The 13,364-nt window shown below is 47.6% G+C and carries 14 protein-coding genes and 1 pseudogene; 9 read left to right on the plus strand and 6 right to left on the minus strand.

What is annotated here, in order from left to right:
• Window positions 1-188: 188 nt before the first annotated feature.
• The 5 genes and pseudogenes from EBC_RS00755 (at window position 189) to EBC_RS00775 (ending at window position 4,521) form a co-directional block, all read left to right on the plus strand.
• A pseudogene (locus tag EBC_RS00755) lies at window positions 189-1,737 on the plus strand (methyl-accepting chemotaxis protein).
• A gap of 120 nt (window positions 1,738-1,857) precedes the next feature.
• On the plus strand, window positions 1,858-2,148 hold the full coding sequence (locus EBC_RS25635; protein WP_041691791.1) for a hypothetical protein: 291 nt from the start codon (window positions 1,858-1,860) through the stop codon (window positions 2,146-2,148).
• Window positions 2,149-2,969: 821 nt separating this feature from the next.
• Complete coding sequence (locus tag EBC_RS00765; protein WP_041691792.1) at window positions 2,970-3,638, plus strand: epoxyqueuosine reductase QueH; 669 nt, start codon at window positions 2,970-2,972, stop codon at window positions 3,636-3,638.
• A 400-nt stretch (window positions 3,639-4,038) separates the two neighbouring features.
• Entirely contained in the window at window positions 4,039-4,281 is a 243-nt protein-coding gene (locus tag EBC_RS00770) for a hypothetical protein (protein WP_013199878.1), read from the plus strand.
• 12 nt (window positions 4,282-4,293) lie between these two features.
• Complete coding sequence (locus EBC_RS00775) at window positions 4,294-4,521, plus strand: hypothetical protein (protein ID WP_013199879.1); 228 nt, start codon at window positions 4,294-4,296, stop codon at window positions 4,519-4,521.
• Window positions 4,522-5,499: 978 nt separating this feature from the next.
• Here the strand turns inward: EBC_RS00775 and EBC_RS00780 are convergent.
• Window positions 5,500-6,393, minus strand: a complete 894-nt coding sequence (locus EBC_RS00780) for a GGDEF domain-containing protein (protein ID WP_013199880.1) — start codon at window positions 6,391-6,393, stop codon at window positions 5,500-5,502.
• Between the two features lie 925 nt (window positions 6,394-7,318).
• On the opposite strand from EBC_RS00780, the gene EBC_RS24655 reads away from it, so the two are divergent.
• A complete protein-coding gene (locus EBC_RS24655) occupies window positions 7,319-7,636 on the plus strand; it encodes a hypothetical protein (protein WP_013199883.1) in 318 nt (105 codons plus the stop codon).
• 56 nt (window positions 7,637-7,692) lie between these two features.
• Here EBC_RS24655 and EBC_RS00790 read toward each other — a convergent pair whose 3' ends face one another.
• Window positions 7,693-7,896: a hypothetical protein gene (locus EBC_RS00790; RefSeq protein WP_013199884.1), complete on the minus strand. Its 204-nt coding sequence runs from the start codon at window positions 7,894-7,896 to the stop codon at window positions 7,693-7,695.
• 275 nt (window positions 7,897-8,171) lie between these two features.
• On the opposite strand from EBC_RS00790, the gene ycgZ reads away from it, so the two are divergent.
• The 3 genes from ycgZ to EBC_RS00805 all read left to right on the plus strand — a co-directional run bounded on the left by ycgZ (window position 8,172) and on the right by EBC_RS00805 (window position 9,180).
• Window positions 8,172-8,420, plus strand: a complete 249-nt coding sequence (ycgZ, locus tag EBC_RS00795; RefSeq protein ID WP_013199886.1) for a regulatory protein YcgZ — start codon at window positions 8,172-8,174, stop codon at window positions 8,418-8,420.
• Window positions 8,421-8,567: 147 nt separating this feature from the next.
• Window positions 8,568-8,852 carry a hypothetical protein gene (locus EBC_RS24660; RefSeq protein WP_013199887.1) on the plus strand — a complete coding sequence of 95 codons (285 nt, stop codon included), beginning with the start codon at window positions 8,568-8,570 and terminating at the stop codon, window positions 8,850-8,852.
• A 76-nt stretch (window positions 8,853-8,928) separates the two neighbouring features.
• On the plus strand, window positions 8,929-9,180 hold the full coding sequence (locus EBC_RS00805; protein WP_013199888.1) for a biofilm development regulator YmgB/AriR family protein: 252 nt from the start codon (window positions 8,929-8,931) through the stop codon (window positions 9,178-9,180).
• A gap of 313 nt (window positions 9,181-9,493) precedes the next feature.
• On the opposite strand, the gene EBC_RS00810 is transcribed toward EBC_RS00805, so the two are convergent.
• The 4 genes from EBC_RS00810 to EBC_RS00825 form a co-directional block, all read right to left on the minus strand.
• A complete protein-coding gene (locus EBC_RS00810; RefSeq protein ID WP_013199889.1) occupies window positions 9,494-9,754 on the minus strand; it encodes a hypothetical protein in 261 nt (86 codons plus the stop codon).
• Window positions 9,755-10,983: 1,229 nt separating this feature from the next.
• Window positions 10,984-11,625 carry a DUF421 domain-containing protein gene (locus EBC_RS00815; protein ID WP_013199890.1) on the minus strand — a complete coding sequence of 214 codons (642 nt, stop codon included), beginning with the start codon at window positions 11,623-11,625 and terminating at the stop codon, window positions 10,984-10,986.
• Window positions 11,626-11,633: 8 nt separating this feature from the next.
• The gene (locus EBC_RS00820) at window positions 11,634-12,080 is read right to left on the minus strand and encodes a DUF3290 domain-containing protein (RefSeq protein WP_013199891.1); all 447 of its coding nucleotides are present in this window, start codon (window positions 12,078-12,080) and stop codon (window positions 11,634-11,636) included.
• Window positions 12,081-12,828: 748 nt separating this feature from the next.
• Window positions 12,829-13,338 carry a DinB family protein gene (locus tag EBC_RS00825; RefSeq protein ID WP_013199893.1) on the minus strand — a complete coding sequence of 170 codons (510 nt, stop codon included), beginning with the start codon at window positions 13,336-13,338 and terminating at the stop codon, window positions 12,829-12,831.
• Window positions 13,339-13,364 lie beyond the last annotated feature (26 nt).

A 13,364-nucleotide genomic window follows, 5' to 3' on the forward strand; every position in this document is an offset into this window, starting at 1 on the left:
CACTCCGGACGGAGTGCCTTTTTCATTGTTGGGCAGTCGGTTCTCGCCACTAAGCGGTACGGGTCATCAGCCGGATGTGCTGGGATCTTTGCTGAGACTGGTAGAAACAGTTGGTAACTTATCAAAGCTATTAGTATCCAGCCCCAAGCCGATATATGAGTTGTTCCCCCGCCCACCAGGTAAAAATAATGAAAATATCGGTTCGACTTTTCAGCGGCTACGGCCTTTTAGTTATATGTTTTTTAATCTGCACCGGACTGTCCCTGCACTCGCTCAGTGAATCCAGGCGAGGCATGGAAGATACGGTAAATTATAAAATGAAGCGTCTTACGCTTGTCCTGAATATGCGTGCTGCTGTTAATGATATGGCAGTTTCAGTCAGAGACATCGTTCTGCTCAAAGATCCTGAGCAGGAGAAAAATGAATGGCAAAGGGTCAGTGATTTACATGAAAAGTATGTTCAGGATCGCGAAAGGCTTGTTGCCAGCATGATGCATAACGCTTCTCCCGAAGGAAAACTAGCGTTAGACAATATCCTGTCTTCAGACGGTGCTGCTCTGAATACTCTTGCAACTGCGGGAAAAATGGGGCTGGATAACGACCAGTCAGAAAAAGCCGCTGACTATTTGCTGAATACGGCGCGCCCGGCGCAGCAGGCTCTCTCTGATGCCCTGAACGGGCTTACAGACGTACAGAATAAGCTCAGCAGGGATACGGTGGCTCGTAATAGTGCATCTATACGTGAGGCCGCCATTCTATTGCTCTCACTCACGATTCTTTCTGTCTTATTCTCTCTTCTGACAATTTTTATGATAGTCCGGACACTGATGCGACAGTTAGGCGGGGAGCCCGCAGATGCTCAGATACTTGCAGCAGCAATTGCTTCTGGTGACCTGACCAGTCAGGTGATTCTGCATCGCAAGGACACGACAAGCCTGCTGGCTTCTCTGGATGGTATGCAGGCAAATCTGCGGGGGCTTATCTCGCAGATAAAGGATTCAGCCAGCTCCGTGGCGCTGGCTGCGGATGAAATTTCGCAAGGTAATACTGAACTTTCTTCCCGCACCGAGCAGCAGGCGGGCTGCACTGCAGGAAACAGCAGCCAGCATGGAGCAGCTTACGGCTACTGTAAAAAGTAATACTGCAGGCGCACAGCAGACAGCGGGCTCAGCCCGTGAAACGGCGCAACTTGCCCGTTCAGGCGGAACAGACGTGCAGCGCATGTCGGACACAATGAATGCCATATCTGTGAGCGCCGCAAAGGTGCGCGATATTACGTCCGTAATTGAAAGCATTGCCTTCCAGACTAACATTCTTGCCCTCAACGCAGCGGTGGAGGCTGCCCGTGCAGGGGAAGAAGGACGGGGATTCGCAGTAGTGGCAGGTGAGGTCAGGACACTTGCGCAGCGTAGTGCTAATGCCGCGCATGACATCAAACAACTTATGGCGGAAGCAGTAAGTGTTGTTGATAGCGGAGTAGTGGCAGCTGCAGATGCAGGAGACAGCATACTGAAAATTGTCGGTATGGTGGGCGAACTTGCCGAAGCCATGGATAATATTTCACTGGCTTCATCCGAACAGATGCTCGGCATCTCTCAGGTCAGCATTGCCGTCAGCCAGATGGACGGAGTAACGCAAAATAATGCCGCTCTGGTGGAGGAATCATCATCCGCCTCACAGTCACTGTCTGAACAGGCACACGCGCTGCGCGGGATGGTTGATAACTTTAGAGTATAAGCTATTTCTGCATAAGGCGGCCGTGCTTAACATGCATTCACGACCGCCGTTCATCTGATGGCCACGTAACGCTCAGCTTCGGGTAACTTTTGTGCCAAAAATAAAGAAAGATAATGAGAGGTGAAGATCCTTATGCATGAAAAGTGCCGCCGCATTATAGAAATCAAAGCGCAGACAGATGAGTTGCTCAGGCAACTGAGTGAGAGCGAGTACCGATCGTTGGAGATATGGGCTAACGACCTGATGCACCTGAAACTGCTTTTTGGTTCATTTAGCCCTTACATGAGCGACCCAGACTTCCTGACGTGGCTGAAACAGCATGACACGGTGATGGTTTCGGAAATAGCCATGACCGGCAAAGCGCTGATGGCCTTGCAGAACTTTTTCAGAGTGGCATCAATACAGCACTGACGACGTTACAGTCAGCGCTGATCTGAATTTTCTGGCTCATCAAATGTTCAAAATGGCGATTAACGGTCCTGCAATTACGTCCTGCTTATGACAATGGCGTACAGGGAGGTCATAAGCTTACGTATGCAGACAACCAGCGTTGCCTTCCCGGCCGCATTAAGGCTGATATAAAAAATCCTCATCGCCGTTTTAAACTGAATGGCGGTAATCATTAACATTTAGAAGGAGCCTCGAAAGCCGGCACCGACGGCGAAATCTTTCGTCTTCCCCGTATTTATTTTGTGTCACTGTTAACGGTCTCCGCCCCAACGAGTGCTCTGAAACCCTGCGGGCGAGAGTACCCAGGTCAGATATTTGAAAAAACAGGGCTGCGGCGGTGATTTTCGGCATACCTTGCCTTTATGCTGGTCAGCAGCCGGGCCAATAATCAGCCTCCGGGCATGAGTCCCCGGCAACTGCTGATACAATACAGTTGCCCAACCCTTCTTCAGTTCGCTGAAAAAAAACGCATCAGAAAATGGATCTACAAAGCCCGGGTTGTGTCACTGGCCGATATATTCCCTTACGTTGAGGCGTTCCACAATCGGGCATGGCGGGCTGCATCAGCCCAGAGGCCTTTGAACAGGTCTCATCGTGTGAACAGGAAATGTATACTGTTGTGGCGGCAGTTTAAACAACGTCATGCCTGCTGTGTAGTCTGTAGGATCCCAAATATGAGTTCCTTCAGGGTGGGGATTCAGTTTCCTGCCTGCATACTTTCCCCTCTCAGACTGAACACCGTATACTCTTTCCTTTTGCACAATTCTTATGAGCTCGAAAACATGACCAACAGCGAATTTACGCGTCCAAAACTGACGTTACCTCATGGCGAAAATAAACTCCTTCTGCATTCCTGCTGCGCCCCCTGTTCTGGTGAGGTGATGGAAGCAATTCAGGCGTCGGGTATTGATTACACCATTTATTTCTACAACCCGAATATTCACCCAAAAAAGGAGTATTTACTGCGAAAAGACGAAAACATCCGTTTTGCCGAGCAGCATGGTGTGCCTTTCATTGACGCTGATTATGATACTGACAACTGGTTCGAACGTGCCGCTGGTATGGAAAAAGAGCCTGAACGCGGAGTGCGCTGTACCATGTGTTTTGATATGCGCTTTGAGCGCACTGCACTTTATGCTTTTGAGAATGGATTCAATGTGATCAGCAGCTCTCTGGGCATTTCACGCTGGAAAAACATGCAACAGATCAATGACTGTGGTCATCGTGCCGCCGGTAATTACCCGGGCATGACGTACTGGGATTATAACTGGCGTAAGCAGGGGGGCTCAGGGCGCATGATTGAGATCAGTAAGCGTGAGCAATTCTATCAACAGGAATATTGCGGCTGCGTTTACTCATTGCGTGATACCAATCTGCATCGAAAATCCCAGGGACGGTCCCTTATTGTGTTAGGAAAACTTTACTACGGTTTGAATAACGATGAGGTGTAGTAGCAACTTATAGTGGGCATTACTTCATAGCTAACTGTGGTGGGCCTGGCTTTGCAGTTACCATAAGAAAGACGTTCCATAGTTCTGCTCAGAATCCCCCCGAAGTTTCAGCAGCAGGCTGCTGCCAGTAAGGCTCCTGAAATTCTTGCCCACGCCGTAAAGTCTGAAAAGTGGGGACCTTTACTCCTCTTTGTTTCAAGCTGGTTTAAGCTGAACAGAACGATGGTTGAATTGTCGATGCTCATAAGCCTAACCGTCAGCGCGATTAAGCCGTATTATGATATTTGACAATTGCTGGTGTCTCTATGCCGCTTTGAGCCATTCATGTTACGGATAGGCTTCATTCGTCATGCCGTATAGTATATTTATACGTACGGTGAGCAATGAGCCTTTAGGGGATATGATGGACGATGAAAAATATTTTGAAGATGACAATGACGCCGATGAATTGTGGCTCGGTGCGTGCTATATCGCGGGTAGTGTCTGTTTCAGAATGATAGCGGGTGGTGGGGTTCTCGATAGCAAGCTGCTGATTTCCACACTTAAAGCTGTGCAGGCTGAAGATGATGACCGTACCAGTCTGGGAGCACTTTCCCTGCAGCTGGCGATTGAACAGCTTGAAAACCGCCCCGCGGGAATCTGACGGACGAAGGCTATGACTGATGATTATGCGTGGGATAACGTCTGGCACATGGCGAGCTGCCTGCTAGGAAACTGCTGCTTGCGGCTGGCATCGCGCGGCGAAGATATTTCGTTACAGGCACTTCTTGCCGAACTTAAAAAAATGAAAGGTGCTTTTTCCGCTTTACCCGGCGGCGAATACCTGCCACTACGTCTTGCTATAGAGCAACTGGAGCTATCGATCGCAGATGAGCTTAGATAATTAAATCACTAAGAACAGTTATATAAAATGCTTATGGTTAATTAAATTTTAATTTTCAGGGATTGCTTTAGCGGCTTAAAAATATTCATATAACAAGATGCCGACATGAAAAAAGAAAAGGGATTAAAATCGCTTTCTTACCTTTTATTATGAGTCGCAGTGATTTAACGCGTGGGTCAGTTAAGGAAAAACGATCGGTATCTGTCCCTAATGCCTGCCATGTTTTGCTGGCGGCGTGGCAAAGGGAATTGGCACGAGAGCTGAATACAGTGTATCTGAGCTAACAATGATTGATAAAGCAGAATGATTGATTTTTTGCACACTCAGTCTGAATACTAACCAAGTATCTCTACGGCTTTTATGGTATAAAAGTTCGTAATTTCATATACCTAAGGAAAATTGAAGTGATGCCTGCGTCACCTGGCGCGGAAAACTGCCATGCAGACAGCTCTAATAAAGATGGTGCAATTTCATTTGTTTTTTCTTTACCAGAAAAGTAGTGCGGGTTACTTTCGTCCGTTCCTGAGGAGTGAGTGTGGGCATGGACGAAAGTTGACTGGTTTTCCCGAGGAAGGGGGCTGGAGATAGCAATATCGGTAAAAAACGCGTAACTACTTTATATTTTTAAATACAAAGGGACGCCGGCCCGGGTTAGCGTTACCGCCTGGGGCCTGCTAAAGTCGAGATAGCCAATATTCTCCCGTAAAGTATAATAACTATAGAAATACAAACTGATCTTCACAAAAAAAATCCGAAATATTTAACTTGTAAGGTTCTATTCAGTTAAGGTGGTAAGTTAATATTCCCTTATTAACTATAACCGGTCATGTGCAAAATTATATTCACGCACATCTAAAACATATTCAGGAAGAATAATACACAACGTGCGCGTGAATAACAGGCAATGATATTTTAAAAAAACACAGTAATTATCCTCTAATAGTGCCCCGCTGCTTAAAGATACGGCTCTAAAGCCAGCTACGGGCGCTGCGCATACATGATGGAGTCTCTGCCGGTTTCTTTGGCTCCGTAAAGAGCATGATCTGCAGCACTGATTGCGGAAGAAGATGACTGTTCTGAACCTTTAATTGCAACACCAATACTCAGAGTAATACCCACACTCCCGTTGCACACTTCAGATATTGATGACTTCATATTTCTGATGAAATTTCCTGCATTCACATTGTCAAAAATCAATATAACAAACTCCTCACCACCTGAACGGGAAACGAATACATCGTCCTGAGAAAAACTGCTAAGTTTGAGTCCGATATTTCTTAGCACTTTATCACCAACTTCATGTCCATAAGTATCATTTATTTTTTTAAAATGATCTACATCAGCAATACACACCGTACCCTGCCTGTTTTCCATTTCTCTGAGCTTATTGTTCAGATGTCTTCTGTTCGGTAAGCCTGTTAACTCATCTGTTAGAGAAAGGCTCACCGCACCTTGGTAGTTTTTATTTACGTAATTTATGAATTTTTTAAATGAACGAATTATGATAATCATCGCTGGTGCGTAAATCAACGCAGAGCACATTGATGCCACATCCCTGCTTAATAAACCAACCCCTCCAGCCATTGAGAAAAGTGAAGAATTAAGCAGTAAGAAAAGACTTAACCTGAATATCATCATGTGATGGCCATATGAATGGATATTAAATGATTCCCTTATAAAACAGACTGTTACAAATGCTGTTATTAAATTAATAAAAAGGTAAAAGTTAATATTAGAAAGATCCCCCATCAGAAGAGAGAGAAACATTATCACCCCAACCATCGTACATGCATAAATGATAATCATTCTGTATAACAGTCCCTTTGGAGACTCAAATTCATGAATCAGTTTATCGTGTATATTGAAGCTCATTCTGATACCTGTATGTAAAAAGTGTATGATATTGAAGCTAAAATTCTGTTTATTAAAAAATATCTTGTGATATTTTTTAATGTCTTATTTTGAATGAGTCTATCCATTGGAAAAAATCAGGGTAGTATCACCGTAACCCTAATCGTGTTGAGCATCTCATGCAAAAAAGCTAAAAATGACCGGCTGGAAAGCTCATGGCGAAATGTTCTTCAACCGACATTCATAAACTCCTGGTTGAAGGTTGCCGGAATGAACAAGATGTCTCATGCCTCAGCAGAGGGGTAAAGATGCCTTTATCCCCACAAAAACAACCCGTCTTGGGATGGTCCTTTCATTATTGACTCATCTGGCTCAAAAATCTCCGCAAAAGTGGATTAAACACACGGCTTACCCCGGTTATATCTGATTATAAATATATCACATATGAGGAGGGGGTCAGAAGCAGGTGCTGCTGGTACCTGTCTGTATTTTTCAGGCGAAACCGGTCAATATCAAGCGGTTCGACTTTCTGAGAGCGATGTTTGCATCGAAGGGGCAATGCTTAAGGGACGTAGCCCCAGACCAGTTTTATCTCTCCAGCCTGATGGCAACACTTAATCCGACTCTGGCAAGTCGAGTCATTCTGGAACATTAATGTAGATTTCTGAACGTTGGGCCCAGACCCAAAGCATAAAATGGCACTTTTAGGCCGCCAGTAACAAGCCTGTATCACTGCCATGGTGGCTACTATTCAGTTTCCCCTGACTTTATAAAATGAATATAAGCTTGCTTTACCATTCTTTTAAATAAGGCGCTAAATCAGTAGCATATATTTTAACTATACCACTGCGCTTTGCAGTATGACATAACGGGTTTAGACTACCATCTCTCATGCATTATACTTTCTGCGTGGTATTATATTTTTCTGATATACCAGGAGACAAAATTGGCTATCAACGCGAAAGACACAGAGCATGTAATCATGGGCGAAGCAGCCATGAACCTCATTTTCAGAAACGAAGAGGTCACCGTAGCCACGCTCATCACGCAACTCAACGCGATGTCCGTGCACGAACCCGACGGGGCCCGTCTGGCTGCCATCAAAGGCACATGCTGCTGGCTCTTTGACTTTCGTCAGCCGGGCAGCCTCTCACAGCAGGGTTCTCCCTGGTTCGCCTCGCCGGGTGCGGCAGACGAAGGGCAGCCGCAGGGTGCTGAAGATGACATCATTATCAGCAACGTAGGGAACGGCAGGTCTTCGTGAGAGCGGCCTGAGCCGGTGCAAAGGTGGTATGGCGCAAGGAACGCGAGGCCGCCGTATCAGTGGGTGATCCGGGTGATGAGAAGCTCGCGTGCCCTGGTGCACAGGGCCCTGACGGATTCGCTTCCGCTCCAGGCACCCATCAGCTGCAGCCGGGTCACAATATTCTCGCGGTGGGGCGACTGGCCCGAATCAAGGAGCTCGGACACCGCCCTGCCAATCATGGCGAGCAGCGCGTCGTTGTTGTCGTTTTCATCCCTCAAGGGACCTCCTTCGGGTGTATGGATAATCATTATACACCTTTTGTATGCTGTGGCGGAGTCCCCGGGTGCACGGCTGCGGGCCGGTAAATATGTACAGTCAGGGGCCAACATAACGCATCGGTTTGCATCTCCTAATATGCTGATTTTAAAAAATAAGCACTTTTTGCTAAATATACCCACCGGTCTTTTAAAGACAATCCTGTACAGGAATTTATTTTTTGTATAACTTAATGAACACTATACGAATATAAATTAACCAGACAGGATCTTCCGCCATGCGTCAAACCGAGTCAAACCCGCAGACAGCTGACCAGATAGCGCACCACTTTAGCCGGCCCTCACTGCCCACCCAGCAGGAAACGATGGGACGCATCGTGGCGGAAATTCTGGCATCCGGAAAAAACCTCAACCGCAAGGCAATATGCACCCGGCTGCTTCAGCGTCTCGAGCACGCTTCCGGTGCGGAGGAGGAGCGCCACTACCAGCAGCTCATTGGCCTGCTGTTCGGCCGCGACCCGCAGTAAATTCCCGGTTTCGTGTTGTGCCCCGGTGACACTGACGCCGCCTGAAACTTTTTGGAAAATACGACGGACAGCCCCCTGAGACGGACTCTCATACAAAAAAATTTCATGCCCGCGGGCGCGCCCGCGGCCTTGTTATCAGGAAAATCTATGAACCGCAGTAAAGAAGAAAAGCTCGCCGACGTCATGCTGGGTGAGGCCGTGCTGAAGCTCCTTCACGACGGGGGGGCGCTAAACCGCACCTCACTCACTGAAAAGCTCACCGACATGGCGGCGCGTGAAGTTGAGCCCGCCCGGCAACAGGCGTGCCTGCACGCCATTAATGACGTATCCCGAAGCAGGGACCGGACCGGGCCTGGGGCGGCCAACGGCGGCGCCACCATGTCGCAGTTTCTCGCGGCGGACGGGCCGGCCGGCGACAGAAAAAAACACTGAGCCTGCCGGGCATACCCCGGATGGCTTCCCCTGACCATACAGACATTTTCCGGCACGCCGGCTACAGGATCCACGCATGCAACAGACGGCTGAAGGCGCCATCACTGACTATTTCGGCACCCAGGGCGCACGCTTTGAGGAAGAACAGCGGATAATCGGCGGCATCATCTGCCAGCTGGTATCTGCCCATGGTTACGTGACGAACAAAGCCGTCATTTTGTGCCTGATAGAGATGCTGGAGACCAGCGAGAGCGTCGTGGAGCAGGACGTGCTGCGGAGCGCGCTGGAAATTGTGCTCGGGCGCACGGCAGACGACAGCGGCTTATGACTGCCGTACCCGGGCCGGAACCACGCCCGTCCGCCATAAAGTCCACATGCCGGCAGACCTGTACGGGCCTGCAAGCTCCGGCCTGAGCGACAGTAACCATAGTCACTGACGCCGGATTAGCAAATCCTCGCCATTTGTTCTGCACATTTTGATATGTGCTATCAGCTTGCTTACACAATATGCGTCAGTGGATATGTATTTCCTGACAGATATCAGGAGGGATTTTTTTTATTGGCGAAACCTGTAAGGTTTTTGCTTCGTCGTCGTCTTCCGGCCGGAGCCGGAGTACGTCCAGTGGTGTCAAATCAAACTGTCAGTTCATTTTTTCGTTCAGGCCTGCAAGGGTCTGCAGGTACTGTACCTTCCGCCATGCGCCTACCGGAGAGCTGAAGCTGCTGAGCCAGTGACGCGCCTCAGCTATCTGTGCCAGCCGGTCAGGACTGCCCCCGGCTTTCGCCATTAGGCCCAGCTCGCTCAGTAGCGAGGCAACGCTGATTTCTCTCTCACCCAGCGCCAGGCTGAGTGCCGCTTCGCCAATAATGACGTGGCCTTTCTCGTCTTCTTGAATTAACACTGAAAAATCCTCCATTGGCACGAATTAATGACAACCTCACCTAAGACTCTAGACGCTTTGATGAATTGACGCGGTTAATTACCCTCAAAAGAAGGCGCCCCCCTCTCAGGGAACAGCGGACCATTCAAATCAGGGCCCGCCGATTCAGGGAGGTCAGCCCGGCGCTTCAACCGCACAACTCAGACTGACAGAAGGGTAAACCTTTACCTGGAGGTGCAAAATAGGATTTACTGCAGTCCTGCAGGCATCCCCGTAACAACTCCCTGCATCAGGACTTGGTAAGCCGTGGTAACTCTACTTCTCTGCACTTCCGGGGGCATGTACCACGCGGTAAAGGGTGAGGTGTTCTCCGTTCTCCGCTGTGTCGTAGTAGACCTCCGCCTCGCGTATTTCACGGCTGCCGTCTTCGACCAGGTCAGCTATTTCACGAAGGCTGGCGGCAAGACATTTCGGTGATACAGGGATAAAAACGGGGGGGTTAAGTAGTTCCCATAGTATTTTCTCTTTGCTGAATTGTTTCCAGGGTAAATCATTCCGGTGGGGGAGGTAATGCGATTACTCCTGGTATCGGCACGCAAGTGCCGTACTTTAGCCAGCTTCACGGATTCAGCATAAGCATGCCCCTGGCCCACTCTGCGATCTGCCATTATCTGAGTATCAGAATGACTGGTTTGTTGTGTTTGTATTTTACTTAGGCGGGGAAATCATCCGCTATGAGGTGCTGGTGATGGATGAAAACACGGGCATGGCCGCTGAAGGGGCGCACGTGGTGGCCTGACTTCCTCAGATAAGGCCAGGGGAAATGTTTACCTTCACACCCTGTGGCATATCGACGACAGAGTTTGCGCGATGTCAGCGGATTTCCTTCCCGTGGACCGTCAGACGGCGGCCCCCGGGAGGGGTAATGGTGTCTGGCGAGGGGGGGAACGGTCGGGAACGCTTTTCCACTGGCGCTGGCACAAAGCCCGTACCTTCAGCGGCGAGTCCGGATCATCGTGCAAAATGTGTATATTAACTGATCACCAGGATACCATGTATCAATGTAAACCACTCATCCATCAGTCGTAAGAAAAAGAAAAAATCCCTGCGTTCTGGCAGAAGTAGATGTCAATCGCAGTATCATCATATACAGTGCACTGTAGTGGTAGATGTGAAATTTCCGCACCGGATTAATTTAAGATGCCCAGTATATTTACATTGTCAATTATTCCTGTGCTGCAAGGCAAAGATCAGTCTTTAATATCATATGCGTATAAATTTATCCGCCCAGACAAATATTCACCCAGATATATATCACTAATTTTAGTAAAGCCTTGCTCCGCTATTTTACTTTCCAGCCACTCACTGTCTTTGCTGATAATCTCAAGCAGGTCATGGTTAGCCAACCCATCCACGATAATTGGATAGCGAATATTTTCATCGCCACTCTGAATAATAGTTAATTGCCCATTTTGCTCGAGAACGACGCGTTTTAGTTGTTCCACCTCATAAATACCATTGGCTCTTAATTTAAACATCAGGTCGTTCGCAGAAACACCATTCCTTAAACACTCTCTAACATTTACTGTCCCATTATGTACCAGGGTGATAGGTTTTCCGTCAATAATCCTTTTAACTAATCGATTGTTCTCTTTTAAAAACTTGAGAATAAAAACAAGTAACGTCCAGATAATCAACACCAGCACAAACTGAAGTACTGTAATCGACTCATTGTATATTACGCCTCCAATAATCCCGCCCAGAACATAGTTCTGAACCTGATCCATTGCAGATGAGGGAGCAAGATTCCCTTTCCCCATGAGATTTATTTGCACAATCAAACAAACGATCCCCAGTCCTAGCTTTATAATGATAGGTATGTAAATAATCATTTCACCCTTCAGTTTTTTATGGTTACTATTTCAGTACTTATCAGCCCGACCTTTGCCAGGCTATAGGTGTTTTGATCAGGACTTAGGTTTACACGGTAATAATAGTCATTGATTTTTACTATTACACCATCCGATAGTTGCACGGAGCTGGAAAAAATAGATTTTATGCTTACACCCTCCCTCTCTGATAATAACCTCACAAAATTAACCATCTGAGATGATTGAGAGTGTATGTTCTGGCTGTTAGTATAATCTGCATATTGCACACCGGAAATGAATAGTAAAAACAAAAAAGCTATGATCGTCAAATCCCGATATTTAGTCTGTAAGCGATGGCGCATATAAAGACTGAAAACGACAATCAAAACAAATAACGCACTAAATATAATAATGTACTTTAAAAAATCATTTATATTAGACTGCGTTTGCAGATAGTCTATGCCATAAAACTTCATTCAGATATCATCCTGACTAATCAAAGGTGTCATTTCTATAAAGATAGTGTTTTTTTAATTTCCGCGCGGATATGTGATAATATAACCTATCCGACCTCACCATTATTTTAAATTATGGCTGATAAGTATAAATCATTAACTGTAAAAAATCCACGAGAAGTGCCCCTGAACTGTTGACTCAGGGAAAACAGCGAACTGGACAGTAATTAACATATGGCTTACAGGGGGGCATAGCAGCGGAGCGCCTTCCTGTATGATTAACGTCAGGAAAATAATCATACAGGAAGGCATATATACTTTTTCCGGAAGAGGGTGAATAAGGACAGACAAGCCAGCCCTGGCATTTTAAGTACACAATATTTATTGATACAAAGAGGTGATGAATGAACACGGGAGGTACAGCCAGAATAACGCATGCATCATCTCAGGGAGGGGCCGGGCATAGCGCCATCCTTGACCTCCTCTGTACGGGCCCGATTTCTGCCAGGCGTGGCGAATTTCATACATGCGCTCTCCATGAGCGATTAATTGCAGCTACCTCCTGCTGCCACGTTATCGCTTCTGTACCCCGGCGCTGACCCTACTGACAGAAAGCAGGCGATACTTATATATATAAAGTGAGCCGTCTGCTACTTACAACGAGATACGGTGACACTGAGCTAAAAAATTTGGGCTTGCACAGGCAGCCGTATCTGCGCCATCAGATGGTTTTTCCGTCTGCCAGTCAGATTTTTCCGCTGAAAAAGCCTCACAGTGCCTCCTTTACCCAGGTGCGGGGAGGGGGCCGCATAAACCGCATGAGCCCCTCATCCGGTGCCACGCCTCCACAGGAGCTAATCAGCCAGCTGACTTCAGCCCGATGGCGGGTCCCCTGTAATAACACTTGTTCTATCAGGCACAGAGTGGTCAGTTGCGCCATTTTTCCATCTATGCGCCGGTAAGTAATCACCGTGTCATAATCAGCCTGTACCATAGCAGCGACGTGTTCAACATACCAGTTGCTGCATGCCAGCATGGACAGCTGAAGGGAGCTGATGTCAGGCGTCCGGCGCGGCTTCAGGGTGCGGTAAGCGTGTATTTCGCCAGTGAGATTTGCGCGTACCACCATATCGCCAACGTGAACGTGGTTCATGAGCCTGAGCATTTTCTGCATGTTTCGAGGGTGTTTAAGGGCATCCGTTGCCGCTATTGCGCTAAGCATCCTGGCATCTACCCAGCGCTTGTACTTTAGTAACGTCAGTGCAGTTGCCCTGTACATGATTTTCTCCGCGGACCCGGCCGCAC

Source organism: Erwinia billingiae Eb661, from assembly GCF_000196615.1.
Classification (GTDB): domain Bacteria; phylum Pseudomonadota; class Gammaproteobacteria; order Enterobacterales; family Enterobacteriaceae; genus Erwinia; species Erwinia billingiae.

Excerpts from the sequence above, each read along its gene's own strand:
- EBC_RS00775 (WP_013199879.1), top strand. The coding sequence starts at position 4,294 with ATGACTGATGATTATGCGTGGGATAACGTCTGGCACATGGCGAGCTGC.
- EBC_RS00780 (WP_013199880.1), bottom strand. The coding sequence starts at position 6,393 with ATGAGCTTCAATATACACGATAAACTGATTCATGAATTTGAGTCTCCA.
- EBC_RS00765 (WP_041691792.1), top strand. The coding sequence starts at position 2,970 with ATGACCAACAGCGAATTTACGCGTCCAAAACTGACGTTACCTCATGGC.
- EBC_RS00770 (WP_013199878.1), top strand. The coding sequence starts at position 4,039 with ATGATGGACGATGAAAAATATTTTGAAGATGACAATGACGCCGATGAA.
- EBC_RS00815 (WP_013199890.1), bottom strand. The coding sequence starts at position 11,625 with ATGATTATTTACATACCTATCATTATAAAGCTAGGACTGGGGATCGTT.
- EBC_RS24660 (WP_013199887.1), top strand. The coding sequence starts at position 8,568 with ATGAACCGCAGTAAAGAAGAAAAGCTCGCCGACGTCATGCTGGGTGAG.
- EBC_RS00825 (WP_013199893.1), bottom strand. The coding sequence starts at position 13,338 with ATGTACAGGGCAACTGCACTGACGTTACTAAAGTACAAGCGCTGGGTA.
- EBC_RS00805 (WP_013199888.1), top strand. The coding sequence starts at position 8,929 with ATGCAACAGACGGCTGAAGGCGCCATCACTGACTATTTCGGCACCCAG.
- ycgZ (WP_013199886.1), top strand. The coding sequence starts at position 8,172 with ATGCGTCAAACCGAGTCAAACCCGCAGACAGCTGACCAGATAGCGCAC.
- EBC_RS00820 (WP_013199891.1), bottom strand. The coding sequence starts at position 12,080 with ATGAAGTTTTATGGCATAGACTATCTGCAAACGCAGTCTAATATAAAT.